Consider the following 16,241-nt stretch of genomic DNA (forward strand, 5'->3'; position numbering starts at 1 on the left):
CTGTCATGGCCAAGCCAATCAAACGCGTCGCGATCATTGGGACGGGTGTTATCGGCGCGAGCTGGGCTGCGCTGTTCCTTGCGAAAGGCCTGGAGGTGGTCGCCACCGACATCGCCCCCGACGCAAAGAAAAAGCTCGACGATTTCATCTCGGCCGCCTGGCCTGCATTGGAGCATCTGGGCCTCGCCCCGGGAGCTGCCCCGTCGAAGCTGGAATTCACCGACAACCTCGATGCCGCCATCGCCGGCAGCGATCTGATTCAGGAAAACGGTCCGGAGCGAATCGACTTCAAGAAAGATCTTTACCGGCGTCTCGATGAGGCCTTGGCGCCGGACGTGATCATTGCATCGAGTTCGTCGGGCTTGACGATGAGCGAGATTCAGTCGGCTTGCCCGAACCACCCTGAGCGGTGCGTGATCGGCCATCCATTCAATCCGCCGCATCTCATTCCGCTTGTCGAGATCGTCGGCGGCGCGAAGACCTCAGAAGAGACGATAGAACGCGTCAGCGCGTTCTATCGCGGCCTGGGCAAGCGGACGATACGCCTGCACAAGGAGGTGCCGGGCCATGTCGCCAATCGTCTGCAGGCGGCACTCTTTCGCGAGGTGGTCCATCTGATCGCGGAGGGTGTGGTCAGCGTGGCCGACGCCGATGCCGCCGTTTCGTGGGGCCCGGGCTTGCGCTGGGGGATCATGGGGCCGAGTCTTCTGTATCACCTCGGCGGCGGTCAGGGTGGCATCGAGCATTTCTTCGAACAGTTCACCGGCCCGTTGACGGCGTGGTGGCATGTACTCGGTACGCCGGAACTGACGCCTGACGTTCGCGCGACCATCATCAAGGGGGTGCACGAGGAGATTCAGTCACGCTCCTTACAGGAGGACCTTGCGACGTACCGCGACGAGGTTCTGATGGGCCTGCTGCGCTTGCGAGGAAAGGAATGACGCTATGCGTCCCAAGCGCGGCCTGTCGAGAGACTTTTGACTGACTATAGGCAACTGATCCGCAAGGCGAGCGTGATTATCTGGCATTGGGTTCGCTGTCGTCTCCATCGGCATACCTACCCGAGGTAATGATGTGGATATTCCGTGTCGATGAGCCGCGTCTTGGGGGCATCCGTATTCGCGAATGGCGCCGCCGTGCGCGCCATACCGTCGGCCTGCTCGTTCTGCTGCTGGGCGCCGCCGCTGTTGGGCTGGTCCTGCTCGATCAGTCCAATGCCTCTATTCCCGATAAAGTGTTCGCGGCCCTCTGGGACGGGGTCAATCTCGTCTCGACACTCGGTGATTTTACCGAGTTCAATCAGCCGCAGAAGATCTTTATGCTGCTAGCCATGTTCGCGACGCTGCTGATCGGCGGATTCGCGGTTTCGAGGCTCACCGGCATGCTATCGGGCGACGATGTGATGGCTTATCGGGAGAATAGGGTCATGGAAGGCAGGCTCGTACATCTCGCCAATCATGTGGTCCTGGTTGGGTTCCATTCGCTTGGCGAACTGGTCGCACACCGGTTGCGCGAAGCGCGACAGACGGTGCTTGTCCTCGTGGGCGATCAGGACCAGGCGGACCGCGCGGCGGATCGCGGCCATATGGTTGTGCTCGGTTCTCCGGGCGTGTTCGACGACGTGCTCAGGCGCGCGCGGCTGGACACCGCCAAGGCGCTGGTCGTGACGACGCCCGACAGCAATAACAATCTGGCGATCACCTTGCTGGCGCATTCGCTGAATGCCTCGCTCGCGATCATCGTGCCCGGCGAAAATCCCTTGAGAAAGGGGCTGTTCGAGAGTGCGGGGGCATCCAACGTGGTTATCGTCGATGAGATCGTGGCGGATGCGCTGGTCGGCAAGCTCACAGCGCGGGTGGAGACGACATGAAACCAGCGGCTTCCACGGATTCTCATCTGCATCGCATTGCGTTCCTGCAGAGACTTCTGCCCATCGACCCCGCACAACTGCCGCGCGACATCATTGCAGACATCACGCTGGCGGTCGTGGGCGTCCCCGAGATAATAGGGTATACCGCGACGTCTAGCTCTTTCCAAGTCCTTGCGATTGGGTAGAACCGCGCGCGAAAGGCTCGGATTGGTGATGCAAATCCTGATGACGCGAGCGACTTTGGAGCGACCACATGCCGTTCTTCAGAACAAAACGTGTGCCGCGTTCAGTCGTTGTTGCCCTGGCGGCTGTCCCTCTGACGGGCGGGTGTGCCAACTCGCCGTCCATTGGCGTGCTCGGCGCATACTTTCCCGACTGGCTGTTCTGTATCGTCGCGGGCGTCGTGCTCACGGTCGTCATCTATCTGGTTCTCAAGCGTTGGCAGGTCGACCAACTGATGTGGCCTTCAGCCGTGGTATATCCCACGCTCTTCGCCTTCCTTTCACTCGCTGTGTGGTTGATGTTGTTCCAACATTGAATCTTCTCAGGTAGATGCGATGGCGATAACTGCCAGCAGAACGAAGAAGATAGCATGGCCGGCCATCATTCTTGTCGTGGTGACACTGTTGCTGGCGGTGTTTGTCATCCGCCAGTTGGACCGCTCGCCGCGCACCGACGATGCCTATGTTTATGCGGATACGATCGACGTCGTGCCCGAGGTCAATGGGCGCATCGTCGAGCTGCCCGTGCACGACAATCAGGCGGTGAAGCAGGGCGATCTGCTGTTCCGCATCGATCCGCGTCCTTATCAGGATGCGCTCACGCGGGGCAAGGCATCCCTCGTCGCGCTCGACCGCCAGATCGAGCTGACCCAGCGCACGGTCAATGCGCAGCAGTACAACGCGCAGTCGGTGCGTGCGGCCGTCGAGCGCGCGCGAGCCGCTGCCGGCCAGGCGTCCGATACGCTGCACCGCATGGAGCCGCTGCTGTCGCACGGCTATGTATCGGCGGAGGACGTCGATCGTGCGCGTACCGCGCAACGTGCCACGCAGGCCGAACTCAGCGCCGCGCAACTGCAGGCGCAACAGGCGGCAGCGGCCGTGAGCGGCGTCGACGCGCTGGTTGCGCAGCGTGCCGTCGTCATGGCGGAAATCTCGATTGCCGAGCTGAACCTCGAATATTCGACCGTGCGGGCGCCGTTCGACGGACGCATCGTGTCGTTGAAAACATCGACGGGGCAGTTCGCGTCCGCGCTCAAACCCGTCTTCACATTGATCGACACGCGCCACTGGTATGTGGTCGCGAACTTTCGCGAGACAGAGCTCAAAGGCATCCGGACCGGGACGCCCGCCATGGTTTACCTGATGAGCGACACGGGCCAGCGCTTCCACGGCAGGGTCGATTCGATCAGCTATGGCGTCGCGTCCGATGAAGCCGGCCTTGCGTTGCAGGGCGGGTTGCCGCGCATTCAACGCACGCTTAACTGGGTCCGCGTCGCGCAGCGCTTCCCAGTGAAGATCCGCGTCGACAATCCGAACCCGGAGCTGTTTCGCGTCGGGACATCGGCGGTGGCTGTTCTGCACCCCGGGCGCGGCGACGACGGCGAGCGCCATTGAGGATCGCACATGGCCGCCGCCGACTACCTGCCCGTCACACTGCGCGATGCAGGCGTGTTCCTCAGCCGCGAGCTCGCGCCTTTCCCCGGTCGCGTCAACGTGATGTTGCGTTGCATGTTGACGAGCGCGATCGTGATCGTCGCGTCGATGACGCTCGAAGTGCCGGAGCTTGCGCTGTCGTTGCTGGTGGTGTTCTACGTGACACAGGCGAACGTGGTGGTCACGCGGCTGGTAGGCCTGATGTTCATCGTCGGATCGACGCTCGGCATCGGTCTGTCGATCCTGCTGATGAAGTTTACATTCGGCTATCCGTTGCTGCGCATCGTCGTCGCGAGCCTGCTGTTCTTCGGCAGCGTGTATCTGCTACGCGTGCTCAAGATCGGTGTGGTGTTCTTCATAGTCGCCATCGTCGTGATCTATGTGCAGAGCTTCGTCGACCGGACCGATCAGGCCGATCTGCTGATCCGCGCGGTGTTGTGGGTGTGGGTCGCCGTTAACTATCCGATCGCGCTGACGCTCGTGGTCAACACGTTGTTGTTGCCCGCCGAACCGCAATTGCAGCTCAAGGCGGAAATCCATCGACAACTGGCGGCGCTGGACATGCGCCTGACGCAACTGATCGACGGCACCAGGCACGCCGAGCCGATCACGCTGGCGGCCCTCCAGCAAGGCGCGCTGACGCTGCAGAAGCTGCTCCGGTTCACGACGATGCGTGACGCCCACTATCGCGAGCATCAGGCGCTGCAGCTTGCATGCATTGCAACAGTGTCGCGTCTTTATCGCGGAGCGAGTGACCTGCCGCCCGGTTGGCCGGGCGCGTCGGCAGCGCAACTGGCGATGTTGCGCGAGTTGCACACGAACTGCCGCGCGCTCGACGAAGCGGTGCTGACAGACGAGCCGTATCGCTACGTGAGCACGGCAACAACCGAAGAACGCGCTGCCGCCGATACGTTTCCCGCCGCGGCCGAATTGCAGCGGGCGCTGCGCGCATTCGCCGATCTCACCGCAAGCGATGTCGAACCCGGCAAGCCGCCCGCGAGCGAGCCGATGCTCGCGCCCGACGCATGGACCAATCCCGCGTACGCGCGCTTTTCGCTGAAGACGCTGCTCGCCGTGCTGGCCTGCTACGTGTTCTACAACGCCGTCGACTGGCAGGGCGTCCACACGATCATGCTGACTTGCGTGATCGTCGCGCTGCCGAGCCTCGGCGCATCGGCGCAGCGCGCGTTGCTGCGGGTGGCCGGTGCTGCCATCGGAAGCGCGCTGGCGCTGTTCATGGTCGTGTTCGTCGTTCCTCATCTCGACGACATTGTCGGTCTGCTGCTGATGACGCTGCCTGTCGTCGCGTTCGGGGCATGGATCTCGGCCGGTTCGGAACGGATCGGCTACGCGGGCGTCCAGCTGATCTTCACCTTCTCGCTCGCCTTGTTCGAACAGTTCGGTCCAACCATCAATCTGACTGAAATACGCGACCGGCTGGTCGGCATTCTGCTGGGCGTCGGTGTGGCGACTTTTGTGCAGATGTCGTTCTGGCGCGAGGGCGAGGGCGACGTGTTGCGGCAGAAACTCGCGACGATGCTGCGTGCGATTGCCGCCCAGCTATGCGCGCCACAGGCTGGCAGCGACGAACGGGATGAGTTGCCGTATGCGCAGCGCCAGTTGCAGGCGTGGGCCGTGCTGGCCGATTGCGAAGCGACGCTGTCGCGCGTCGCACTCGAGCCCGGCTGGCAGGAAGCGGAACAGGCCCAACTGACGCTGCGTGCACAAACCGTCCTCGCGCAGGGGCGCGAGATCATGCTCGCTGGCGATGCACTGCACAAGGCGCTGGTGGCTCAGGCGGGGTCATCGAGCCCGCAGGCCGTGGGCGCAGTTCGGGCGGCTCAGGAACAGGCTTGCGCCGAGGTCAACCGTTACGCGGACGGGCTTGTCATCAGCCCGCCCGTGGCGTACGCCCCGCAACGCATCGGGATCGTTGCCCAGGCCGTCGAACCGGCCGATCAGCCGCTCATCGTCGCCGCGGAAGATCTGTCGCGGCAGGTCGCAGGCCTGCCGGACTGGCGCAGCGAGGCACCCGTCGCGGCGAGCTCTTCACAGGCCGTACGAACATGAATACGCTATCGGGTTTGCGTGCCTGGCAATGGCGTCGATGCTTCGTATGCGTCGCGGGGATATCGTTCGCGCTGTCGGGTTGCGCGCTGATCCATCACAACGGCACGCCCTATACCGAGATCGCGCCCGAGCAGATCAATCTTGCTGACGACATCCATCTTGCGCGAGAGGGTTGGCCCGCGGCGCGCTGGTGGGACCGCTATCGCGATGCGCAGCTCGACGCGCTTATCGATCAGGCGCTCGCCGATGCGCCGACGATGGTGATTGCGCGAACCCGCGTCGCGCAGGCGAAGTCGGACGTCGAGCTTGTCAGAACGGGGTCGAGCCTTCAGGTGGCCGCGCTGGCGTCGCTGAATCGCGAGCATGTCTCGGCGAACGGCTTTATCGGCCCGTTCGCGATGAACGAACCGGCGTTGGGGCTGACGGGTCCCTGGTACACCGAAGGCATCGTCGGGCTTGGCGCAAGCCTGGACGTCGACATCTGGGGCAAGCAGCGCGCGCAGGTCGCCGCATCGCTTGGTGTGAGCAATGCGCGGCTCGCCGAGACGGCCGCCGTCGAACTCGAAATTTCGACGGATGTCGCGCAGCTTTACTACGGCATTCAAACGACTTATCAGCTCATCGATCTGCTGAATGAATCGCACGATGTCGCGGTGTTCGCGGTGCAGGCACACGAATCACGTGCGGCGCGGGGTCTCGAAGCCCGTACGTTACTGGAAGAAAGCCGCGCGCAGCAACTGGCCATCGAACGGCAGATCGTGTCGGCGCAAGGGCAGATCAAGCAGTTTCGCGAATCGATGCGAGCGCTGGTCGGCGCGGGAGCCAACGGCTTGCCGGCGATCGAGCCCGTCGCGCTGCCGCGCTCGCAAGCGGCCCTGCCGGCGACGCTTTCATACGAACTGCTCGCCCGGCGGCCCGACCTGCAGGCGATGCGATGGTATGTAGAGTCATCGTTCGACCGGATCGACGCAGCGAAAGCGGCGTTCTATCCGAGTTTCGACATCGAGGCGTTCTTCGGCTTCAACGCATTGCATCTCGCGGACCTCTTCACGCATGCAAGCCAGCAGATCAACCTGATTCCGGGCCTGTACTTACCGATCTTCGACGGCGGCAGGCTCAACGCAAACCTGAGCGGCGCACGCGAGGGGAGCAACCTGTTGATCGAGCAGTACAACCAGGCCGTCCTCAACGCGGTACGCGATGTCGCGCAGACAGGCAGCCGTTTGCAGACCCTCGATGCGGAGACCGGGTTGCAGAAACAACGGATCGAATCGGTTGCGTTTGCGCGGGACAGCGCCGAAGCATCCTATCAACGCGGACTGACGAGCCGGCTCGCGGCGCTCGAAGCGCGCCAGCCGGTAATCGCCGAACAGGTTGCGCTGCTCACACTCAACGGTCAGACGCTTAGTCAGGAGATTGCACTGACGAAGGCGCTCGGCGGCGGTTATCGCGCCGATCCGCCCGTCGAACTGAAGTCGCGTTGAACGGCGCATATATAGGATTCAGAACTGCTGTGCGCGCAGCGATTCGAATTCCGTGCGGCACACGTCGCCGAATGTGGCGAGGATGTCGATCGAGCCATCCGCGAGCATCTCGCGAATCTCGACGAAGGTTTTGTCCGGCGCAAGGTAGGTGTCCACGATCTTGCGTCCGATCACGTCGGCTTCATCTGCGACTTCGCGCGACGACTGGACGCGCATGCGGCTGATCTTCGCGTAGAGATTGCCGAGCGAGGAAAGGTCGGGCTCGTTGTGTTGCAGCGCGTCGACATAGCACTTCGTGGCTTCCTCGATGAACTCCTTGTAGAGCTCCTGCCGCCGCACGCGGTCATGCGCTCGCCACTCCGCGCGAACCTGGGTGCGTTGGGTCAGCCATGTGGCAAGAACGGAAGTCAGGCCGCCGATGGCGGCGCCGACGAGTGCGGACAATGCGGAGATGACCGATGGGTTCATAGAGCATTTTCTCTCTGCCAATCACGGTCATCCATATTAGCGCCCATGGGTGCATTTTCCGCGATACGTGTGCGACGCAACGCTTCGCGTTTACGCTGGCCGCGCTCGGGTTTTTGTTCAAGGACTCAGAAAGTGGCGTAGACCGCCCGCAAAGAAAAAATCCAGTCCGCGTTGCCCGGCAGCAGTGGGGCGGCATATCCAGGTGAAAACCCCTTGTCGCCCAGTGCCGGAAGGCGATTGGTTGTTGCCGAACAGCCGTGCTCCCTCCCGCATCACCCCCTCTCGCTCCCCCGTTCAAGGGATATTTCCAGATCGCGTTCGCGCCAATCCTCGCCGGAGTTTGCGCTTTGCGCGCCACTGGCCGAATCCGTTCTCGCCGATCAGGTCGGTGGGTTGCTTGCGCTTACGGCCCATGAGCTTTCAGGCCAATCGCTCAGGACATCACCTGTGGAGCGATCCCTGCTTGAACGCCGGTGAGTGTGTCCGTCGGTTGCGTTTCGTCATCTTCTGGTTCCTTGTTGCCGGCCATTATGACCGACTCACGTCCCAGCTTTTCCACTTACCGGCCTGTCCGAATTCCCGGCGCTACTTCTCGAGGTGGCCGGATCATACTGGACGGACAGAATGCGTTCGCCGTCCGGGTGACTGGGATTGACAGCAGTCAGATGATTACCGTGTGACAGGCAGTCCTTACATGGGCGACAGCCCAAAATCGCCGCGGCTTTCGATGAAACAGAAAAAAGCGCTTCACGAATCTTCGGTACTTCGAACGGAGCGGCATCCGGAAAATGCCCAACCTTGTCCATCAGCGCGACTATGCGTAAGATCGGTCCCGCCAACCTCACTCCGCCTTCATGTCCCCCCTCAAATACCTCACCGGCTACCCCGCACCTCTGCAAGACAAGGTGAGAAAGCTGATCGCCGCCGATCAGCTCGGCTCCTACGTCGCGCAGAAGTACCCGAGCACGCACGAGGTGCAAACCGACCGCGCGCTCTACGAGTACTGCGCGGAACTCAAACGCGAACACCTGCGCAACGCCGAGCAGATCGACAAGGTCACTTACGACGGCAAACTCGACGTGATGCGTCACGCGCTCGGCCTGCACACGAGCATTTCGCGCGTGCAGGGCAGCAAGCTGAAAGCGAAGAAGGAAATCCGCATCGCGTCGTTATTCAAGGCCGCGGCGCCGGAGTTTCTGAAGATGATCGTCGTGCACGAACTCGCTCATCTGAAGGAGAGCGATCACAACAAAGCGTTCTATCGTCTGTGCGAGTTCATGCAGCCGGGTTATCACCAGATCGAATTCGATCTACGTCTGTATCTGACACATCGCGATCTGGCGAAGAAGACCGTGTGAGGTACGCCGCGCGGCAGGCGCGGCAGGCGCGACAAACGGAGCTGACTTCAAGCCGCCAGTTCCGCGGCATCCTCCACCATCGACGCCGTCAACAACACCGGAATCGACTTCGACGTCGGCGTACCCGCGCCATCTGCGACCGAGGAGAGCGGCACCAGCGGATTCGTCTCCGGATAATAAGCGCCGAGGCAGCCGCGCGGAATGTCGTACTCGACGAGCAGAAAACCGTCCACGCGTCGCTCGATGCCATCGGCCCACACGCTCGTGATATCGACGCGCTGACCAGCCGCGAACCCGAGCATCGCGAGATCGTCCTTGTTGGCGAACAGCACGCGCCGCTGTCCGTAGACGCCGCGATAGCGATCGTCGAGACCGTAAATCGTCGTGTTGTACTGATCATGTGAGCGGGTGGTCATCAGCGTCATCAGGCGTTCGCCATGTTGCTTCTTCGCCTGGTGAATCGGCGTGTCGAGCGCGATCGCGTGGACGATGAACTGTGCCTTGCCGCTCCGCGTTTTCCAGATGCGATCGCGCGATGCGACGCCGAGATGGAAGCCGCCCGGCTTCTTCAGACGCTCGTTGTAGTCGTCGAAACCGTCGATCACCTTCGCGATGCCCTCGCGAATCAGCGCGTAGTCGGCCGCATGGGCGAGCCAGTCCACCTTGCCGCTGCCCAAAGTCGCATGCGCCATGCGCGCGACGATCGCCACTTCGGAAAGCAGATTGTCCGACGCCGGCTTGTTCATCCCATACGAGATGTGCACCATGCTCATCGAATCCTCGACGCTGACGCCTTGTGCCACGCCGTTCTGTACATCGATCTCGGTGCGTCCGAGCGTCGGCAGGATCAGCGCGTCGCGGCCATGCACGAGGTGGCTGCGATTGAGCTTCGTCGTCACGTGCACGGTCAGATCGCATGCGCGCATCGCGTCCCACGTGCGCGGCGTGTCCGGCGTCGCGATCGAGAAATTGCCGCCCAGCCCGATGAACACCTTCACCTTGCCGTCGCGCATCGCCTGAATCGTGTTGACGACGTCGAGTCCGTGCTCGCGCGGCGGCGCGAAGTCGTAGGCTGCGCCGAGCTTGTCGAGAAACGCTTCAGTAGGCTTTTCCTCGATACCGACCGTGCGGTCGCCCTGCACGTTCGAGTGGCCGCGCACCGGGCACAGCCCCGCGCCGCGCCGGCCGATATTGCCGCGCATCATCATCAGATTCGACAGCAGCTGTACCGTCGCGACCGAGTTCTTGTGCTGCGTGAGACCCATGCCCCAGGTCGAAATCACCGCGCGGCCCTTCACGTAGATATCGGCGAGCTTCAGCACCTCATCGAGCGGCACGCCTGCCTCGGCGACGATCGTGTCCCAGCGCTCGGCGCGCAGATCGTCGGCGAAGGCAGCGAAGCCGACTGTGTGCTGGGCGATGAAGCCGAAGTCGAGCACGCGCTCGAGGCCCGACACGAGCGCTTCGTCATCCAGTTCGAGCACGCGTTTGGCGACGCCCTTGATCAGCGCGAAATCGCCGCCGACCTTCGGACGGGTGAATACCGAGCTGATTTTCGTGCTGCCCATCGTCAGCATTTCGACCGGATGCTGCGGGCTCGCGAAGCGTTCGAGGCCGCGCTCCTTCAGCGGATTGATCGACACGATCGTGGCGCCGCGCTTCGCGCATTCGCGCAGCTCGCCGAGCATGCGCGGATGGTTGGTGGCCGGATTCTGGCCGAAGATCAGCAGCGTATCCGCGTGTTCGAAGTCATCGAGGGTGACCGTGCCCTTGCCGATGCCGACCGTGTGCGGCAGGCCACGGCTCGTCGCCTCGTGGCACATGTTCGAGCAATCGGGAAAATTGTTGGTGCCGTACATGCGCACGAACAGCTGGTACAGGAACGCGGCTTCGTTGCTCGCGCGGCCCGAGGTATAGAACGCGGCGCGGTCAGGATCGTCGAGACGCTTCAGATGGCTCGCGATCAGCGCGAACGCGTCGTCCCAGCCGATCGGCACATAGCGGTCGCGCGCGGCGTCGTAGACGAGCGGATCGGTCAGGCGGCCGTGCTGCTCGAGTTCGAAGTCGGATTGCATCATCAGCTCCGTGACGCTGTGCCGCTCGAAGAACGCGGGCGTCACGCGCTTGCCGGTGGCCTCGGCGGCCACGGCCTTCACGCCGTTTTCGCAGAACTCGAATGTCGACGCGTGCTCGCGATCCGGCCACGCGCAGCCGGGGCAGTCGAAGCCGTCAGGCTGGTTCTGCTTGAGCAGCGTGCGGTAGTTGCCGCCCGCGACCTTTTCCTTGAGCAGATTGATGGCGACATACTTCAGCGCGCCCCAGCCAGCGGCGGGGTGCTTGTACGGCTCGATGCGGGCTTCGGCTTGTGTTTCGTTCTTCATGACGTGGCGGTGGACAGATTCGACGGGCTTTACAGCCCAATGCTGGAGAGCGTACTGTGTTCCACAAACCACGTTGGATACAGAAAATCGGAAAGAATAGGAGTACAGTTGCGCGACGATGCCTGAAGCCGCCCGAATCCACCCGAATCGCATGAAGCTCTACGAAAAACTCGCCGACGAAATCACCGAAGCCGTGCGCCGCGGCGTGTTCGCGGCCGGCGAGCGGGTTGCGTCGGTGCGTCAGGCGAGCCAGCAGCACGGCGTCAGCATCAAGACGGTGCTGCACGCGTATGCGCTGCTGGAGAGCCGCGGCATCGTCGAGAGCCGGCCGCAGTCGGGCTATTTCGTGCGCGACGCGGCCGCGCGGGCGCTTGTGCCGGCGCCCGCCGCGGCCCGCGCGGGCCGCGAGTCCGCGCCGCCGCCGGTGCCCGCGACGGTCGATGTGAGCCGGCTCGTGCTGTCGACGCTACGCAGCATCCGCGCGCACGACGCCGTGCCGTTCGGCTCGCCGTATCCCGATCCGTCGCTGTTCCCGTGGCGGCGCATCAACCAGTACGCCAACGCGATCGCGCGGCGGCACGCGAGCTGGAATCTGATCGACGATCTGCCGCCGGGCAACCCCGAGCTGATCCGACAGATCGCGCGGCGCTATGCGGAAAACGGTCTGCCGGTCGATCCGGGCGAAATCGTGATCACGCTCGGCGCGACCGAGGCGATCAACCTGAGCCTGCAGGCGGTCGCCAAGCCGGGCGACACCGTCGCGGTCGAGTCGCCGACCTACTACGCGATGCTGCACGCCATCGAGCGCCTCGGCATGCGCGCGATCGAGGTGGCGACGCATCCGGTCGACGGCATCGACATCGACGCGCTCGCGAAGGCGATCGCGCGGCAGAAGATCGCCGCGTGCATGGTGATGCCGAATTTCCAGAATCCGCTCGGTTTCTGCATGTCCGACGAGCGCAAGCGGCAACTGGTCGAACTGCTGGCCGCGCACGAGATTCCGGCGATCGAGAACGATGTCTACCAGGAGCTGTATTTCGGCGACACGCGGCCGTCGACGCTGAAGACCTTCGACACCCAGGGGCTCGTGCTGCACTGTGCGTCGTTTTCGAAAAGCCTGACGGCGTCGTACCGGATCGGCTGGGCGCTGCCGGGGCGCTATCGCGCGCAGGTCGAGAAGCTCAAGTTCCTGAATACGCTGACGACGCCGTCGGTGCCCCAGATCGCGGTCGCCGATTATTTGCGTCAGGACGGCTACGACCGTCATCTGCGGCACCTGCGCCGCGTGTACCGGCAGCAGGCGAGCATCATGAGCGCGCTGGTGCTGCGCTTTTTCCCGGTCGGCACGCGCGTGTCGACGCCGCGGGGCGGCTACGTACTGTGGGTCGAGTTGCCCGTTGCGATCGATTCGATGCGGCTTTATCAGGCGGCGCTCGAACGCGGGATCACGGTCGGGCCGGGGATGATGTTTTCGACGCGCAACGATTTTCGGCACTTCATCCGGCTCAACTACAGCTATCCGTGGACCGCGCAGGCCGAAGCGGCGTTGAAGACGCTCGGTGAGCTGGCTACGACGATGGCGTGACAGGCGCTACGGCGATGCAAAACGACACATCACGACAGGTAGACCGACATGGATGACGACGACATCGACCCGCAACTCGCCGCGATACTCGCGCAGCTATGGCGCGCGCATCGCGAGACACCCTGGCGCGCGTGGTCGCTCGCGAAGCTGTCGAAGCAGGCCGGCGTGCCGATGAGCAGCTTGCGGCGGCAATTGACGGCGCTCTCGGGAAGCGGTCTCGTCGATACGATGTGCCACGACGATGGCACCGGAGCCGCGTCGCTGAGTGAAATCGGCGCGCAGCTTTGCGCGGAGCTGTTCGGCACGAGCGAGGGCGGCGAGCCGTCGGCCGCCGGCTGAGCGTCCCGGCGCAACTGCCGCCGGCGCGCAATTGCGCGTCATGCGCCGCCCCCGCCGCTGCGACCGGGCGCCGGGCATCCGCCGCCGAACCAAATGGGCCGTCGCAGTCTGCCGCGGCCGGCCCAGCGTCGAGCCGCTGCGGCGCCTGCGGGCCACGAACAGACGGCGCCAGCACTGCCGTCGCCCGTCGTACCGGCATCAACCGATGCTGGCACGCCACACCGGAGCCGTCCGCACGCGATGCATGGCAGATTTTCACGCTGGACTTAGCGTAAACCCCGGTGTGCCGCGTACACTAACTTGCCGATGTTGGGTTTGGGGGGCGCAACTATGCTTTGCGAAGCAACATCACGTGGCACGACGACAGCTGCGTCGGAGGGCGGCCGCTACCGGCCGGAACGGGCCGAGGAGGTACTCGCGTCCGAGCGCAGCGTGTTGCGGCTGATCACCCGCAACACGCCGCTGCCTGAACTGCTCGACGAAGTCTGCCGTCGCGCCGAGGCGCTGCTCGGCGACGGCGCGTGCTGCTCGATCCTGCTGCTCGACCCGGACGGCGTGCATGTGCGCGTCGGCGGCGCGCCGTCGCTGCCGCCCGCGTACAGCGCCGCGATCGAGGGCGCGGCGATCGGTCCGCGCGTCGGCTCGTGCGGCACGGCGATGTTCGAGCGGCGTCTGGTGATCGTCGACGACATCGAATCCGATCCGCTGTGGGAAAACTTCCGCGATTTCGCGTTGCCGCACGGCTTGCGCGCATGCTGGTCCGTGCCCTTCAAAAACGACGCGGGCATTGTGCTCGGCGCGTTCGCCGTCTACTACCGCGCCACCCGCTGTCCGACCCCCGAAGAAGAGGCGATGCTGCGCGACATCGGCAGCAGCGTCGGCCTTGCGGTCCATCAGGACGTGATGGCGCAGCGCCTCGCGCATAGCGAGGAGCGTCACCGGCTGGTCGTCGATCATCTCAGCGAGGGCATCGTCGTGCAGTCGCGCACCGGCATCGTGCTCGCCTGCAATCCGAGTGCGCAGCGCATGCTGCACGTGACACCGGAGGTCGTCGGCAGCAGCATGCGGACCGTGATGACACGCGCGTTCGGCGAGGACGGCTCGGTCATCGGCGAAGTCAACCGTCCGGTCTCGCAGGTCTTTGCGACCGGCAAGCCGATGCTCGGCGTGACGGTCGGCCTCGAACTGATCGGCGGCGAAGTCGTGTGGATCACGCAGAACGTCGTGCCGATCCTGCGGCCCGGCGACAGCGAGCCGGACTCCGTGCTGATTTCGTTTTCCGACATCGGGCCGGTGCGCGAGGCGCAGCGCCAGCTGAAGTACCTCGCCACGCGCGATTCGCTGACCGGCCTCTACAACCGCGCCTACCTGACCGAGCGGATGCGCGACCTGTTCGCGCCGCGCGCCGCCGGCGACCATGACGGCGAGCTCACCAGCGTCGCCGTGCTGTTCGTCGATCTCGACGGCTTCAAGAAGGTCAACGACACCGCCGGTCACGAAGCCGGCGACGCCTTGCTGTGCAGGGTCGCCGAACGGCTGTCGGCCTGTGTCGGGTGCGCCGACACGCTGGCGCGCGTCGGCGGCGACGAGTTCGTGATCGTCGCCAGTGCGTACGGCAATACCGGCGAGCTGATCGGCCTCGCGCACCGCATTCTGGACATGATCGCGGTGCCGTTCGCGGTGGCGGGCAACGAGTACTACCTGGGCGCGTCGATCGGCATCAGCCTGTTTCCCGAAGACGGCCAGGACGTCGCGACGCTGATGCGCAACGCCGATTCGGCGATGTATCACGCGAAGCAGCGCGGCCGCAACAACTTCCAGTTCTTCACCGCCGAGCTGAACCAGCATCTGCAGCGGCGTTTCACGATCGAACAGTCGCTGCGGCGCGCGCTCGCGGCCAACGAGCTGAGCCTCGTGTACCAGCCGATCGTCGATAGCCAGAGCGGCCGCACGATCGGTGCGGAAGCGCTGCTGCGCTGGTACAACAGCGAGCTCGGCAACGTGTCGCCGGGCGAATTCATTCCGGTCGCCGAGGATGCCGGGCTGATCGTCGAGATCGGCGACTGGGTGCTCGAGCACGCCTGCCAGCAGGTCGCGCAGTGGCGGCGCTCGCTCGCGCCGCATCTGATCGTCGCGGTCAATCTGTCGCCGCGGCAGTTCAACGACGGGCTGCTCGAGCGCATCGAACGTTGTCTTGCGCAGTCCGGGCTCGAACCGGCCGCGCTCGAACTCGAGATCACCGAGCGGTTGCTGATGAGCGACAGCGATACCGTGCTGCCGATGCTGAGCGCGCTGAACGCAATGGGCGTGCGCGTCTCGGTCGACGATTTCGGCACCGGTTATTCGTCGCTGTCGTACCTGAAGCGCTTTCCGCTGCATAACCTGAAGATCGACCGGTCGTTCGTCGCGGGGCTGCCCGATCATCGCGATTCGGTCGCGATCACCCAGGCGGTCGTCGCGATGGCGCACTCGCTCGGCATGAACGTCACCGCCGAGGGCGTCGAGACCGCCGAGCAGGCGGCGTTCCTGCGCGCGATCGATTGCGACAAGCAGCAGGGCTACCTGTACAGCCGGCCGGTCGGGGCGAGCGCGTATGCGCGCACGCTGTACGACGCGCAGCTGATCGGCATGGCGAAGGCGTCCTGACGCGATTGTTCAGATTGCCGAACAAGTGACTTCGCGTTGCCGCTATTTATCGGCGGCGACGCACTCCCTAAAATTCCCCCATCGAAACATTATTGGTGCGTGGTGCCGAAGCGGCACCCCGCGTTTGGGGGTTGTCATGTCAGAGTTGATCAGAAACCAGCTTTACCGGCCAGCGGTCGTACTGCCGATGGTCGCGCTGATGCAGGTGATGGTGTCGCAGGACTTCAATCTCGGCCAGGTCGGCTGGGTGTTCGCGGCGCGCGGCGCGCAGGCCGCACTGCAACGTTCGCGCGAGTTGATTTGCGCGGTTCATTGCCACGCCTGAGATTTCCCGCGCAGCATACGCAGTAATCCCAACTGATTGGCGCCGCCTCGCGCGCGGCGC

At 64.0% G+C, this 16,241-nt stretch carries 13 protein-coding genes; 11 read left to right on the forward strand and 2 right to left on the reverse strand.

Going from position 1 to position 16,241, the window contains the following annotated elements; genetic code table 11:
• Positions 1 to 5: 5 nt before the first annotated feature.
• The 6 genes from F6X40_RS01670 to F6X40_RS01695 all read left to right on the forward strand — a co-directional run bounded on the left by F6X40_RS01670 (position 6) and on the right by F6X40_RS01695 (position 7,079).
• Positions 6 to 941, forward strand: coding sequence for a 3-hydroxyacyl-CoA dehydrogenase NAD-binding domain-containing protein (locus F6X40_RS01670; RefSeq protein WP_187626613.1), 936 nt, complete (start codon positions 6 to 8; stop codon positions 939 to 941).
• Positions 942 to 1,069: 128 nt separating this feature from the next.
• Positions 1,070 to 1,870, forward strand: coding sequence for an NAD(P)-binding protein (locus F6X40_RS01675; protein ID WP_262421337.1), 801 nt, complete (start codon positions 1,070 to 1,072; stop codon positions 1,868 to 1,870).
• Between the two features lie 253 nt (positions 1,871 to 2,123).
• On the forward strand, positions 2,124 to 2,408 hold the full coding sequence (locus F6X40_RS01680; protein ID WP_184070986.1) for a YtcA family lipoprotein: 285 nt from the start codon (positions 2,124 to 2,126) through the stop codon (positions 2,406 to 2,408).
• A 19-nt stretch (positions 2,409 to 2,427) separates the two neighbouring features.
• Complete coding sequence (gene mdtN, locus F6X40_RS01685) at positions 2,428 to 3,486, forward strand: multidrug transporter subunit MdtN (RefSeq protein ID WP_187626614.1); 1,059 nt, start codon at positions 2,428 to 2,430, stop codon at positions 3,484 to 3,486.
• A gap of 9 nt (positions 3,487 to 3,495) precedes the next feature.
• Positions 3,496 to 5,595 carry an FUSC family protein gene (locus F6X40_RS01690; protein WP_187626615.1) on the forward strand — a complete coding sequence of 700 codons (2,100 nt, stop codon included), beginning with the start codon at positions 3,496 to 3,498 and terminating at the stop codon, positions 5,593 to 5,595.
• Entirely contained in the window at positions 5,592 to 7,079 is a 1,488-nt protein-coding gene (locus F6X40_RS01695; protein ID WP_187626616.1) for an MdtP family multidrug efflux transporter outer membrane subunit, read from the forward strand. Before F6X40_RS01690 ends, F6X40_RS01695 begins: the two co-directional genes overlap by 4 nt.
• Before the next feature lie 18 nt (positions 7,080 to 7,097).
• On the opposite strand, the gene F6X40_RS01700 is transcribed toward F6X40_RS01695, so the two are convergent.
• Positions 7,098 to 7,547 carry a hypothetical protein gene (locus tag F6X40_RS01700; RefSeq protein ID WP_184070978.1) on the reverse strand — a complete coding sequence of 150 codons (450 nt, stop codon included), beginning with the start codon at positions 7,545 to 7,547 and terminating at the stop codon, positions 7,098 to 7,100.
• A gap of 854 nt (positions 7,548 to 8,401) precedes the next feature.
• Here F6X40_RS01700 and F6X40_RS01705 point away from each other — a divergent pair.
• Entirely contained in the window at positions 8,402 to 8,905 is a 504-nt protein-coding gene (locus F6X40_RS01705) for a M48 family metallopeptidase (protein ID WP_090800896.1), read from the forward strand.
• 47 nt (positions 8,906 to 8,952) lie between these two features.
• Here the strand turns inward: F6X40_RS01705 and F6X40_RS01710 are convergent, their stop codons facing one another.
• Positions 8,953 to 11,286: an FdhF/YdeP family oxidoreductase gene (locus F6X40_RS01710; RefSeq protein WP_187626617.1), complete on the reverse strand. Its 2,334-nt coding sequence runs from the start codon at positions 11,284 to 11,286 to the stop codon at positions 8,953 to 8,955.
• Positions 11,287 to 11,437: 151 nt separating this feature from the next.
• Between F6X40_RS01710 and F6X40_RS01715 the strand changes: the two genes are divergently transcribed.
• From F6X40_RS01715 to F6X40_RS01730, 4 genes are all read left to right on the forward strand, one after another.
• Complete coding sequence (locus tag F6X40_RS01715) at positions 11,438 to 12,871, forward strand: PLP-dependent aminotransferase family protein (RefSeq protein ID WP_187626618.1); 1,434 nt, start codon at positions 11,438 to 11,440, stop codon at positions 12,869 to 12,871.
• Positions 12,872 to 12,919: 48 nt separating this feature from the next.
• Entirely contained in the window at positions 12,920 to 13,210 is a 291-nt protein-coding gene (locus F6X40_RS01720; RefSeq protein WP_184063836.1) for a helix-turn-helix domain-containing protein, read from the forward strand.
• A 330-nt stretch (positions 13,211 to 13,540) separates the two neighbouring features.
• A complete protein-coding gene (locus tag F6X40_RS01725; protein WP_187626619.1) occupies positions 13,541 to 15,856 on the forward strand; it encodes a putative bifunctional diguanylate cyclase/phosphodiesterase in 2,316 nt (771 codons plus the stop codon).
• 136 nt (positions 15,857 to 15,992) lie between these two features.
• On the forward strand, positions 15,993 to 16,181 hold the full coding sequence (locus F6X40_RS01730) for a hypothetical protein (protein ID WP_062129896.1): 189 nt from the start codon (positions 15,993 to 15,995) through the stop codon (positions 16,179 to 16,181).
• Positions 16,182 to 16,241: the final 60 nt, after the last annotated feature.

This window comes from Paraburkholderia sp. UCT31 (assembly GCF_014397655.1).
GTDB classification, from domain to species: Bacteria; Pseudomonadota; Gammaproteobacteria; order Burkholderiales; family Burkholderiaceae; genus Paraburkholderia; species Paraburkholderia tuberum.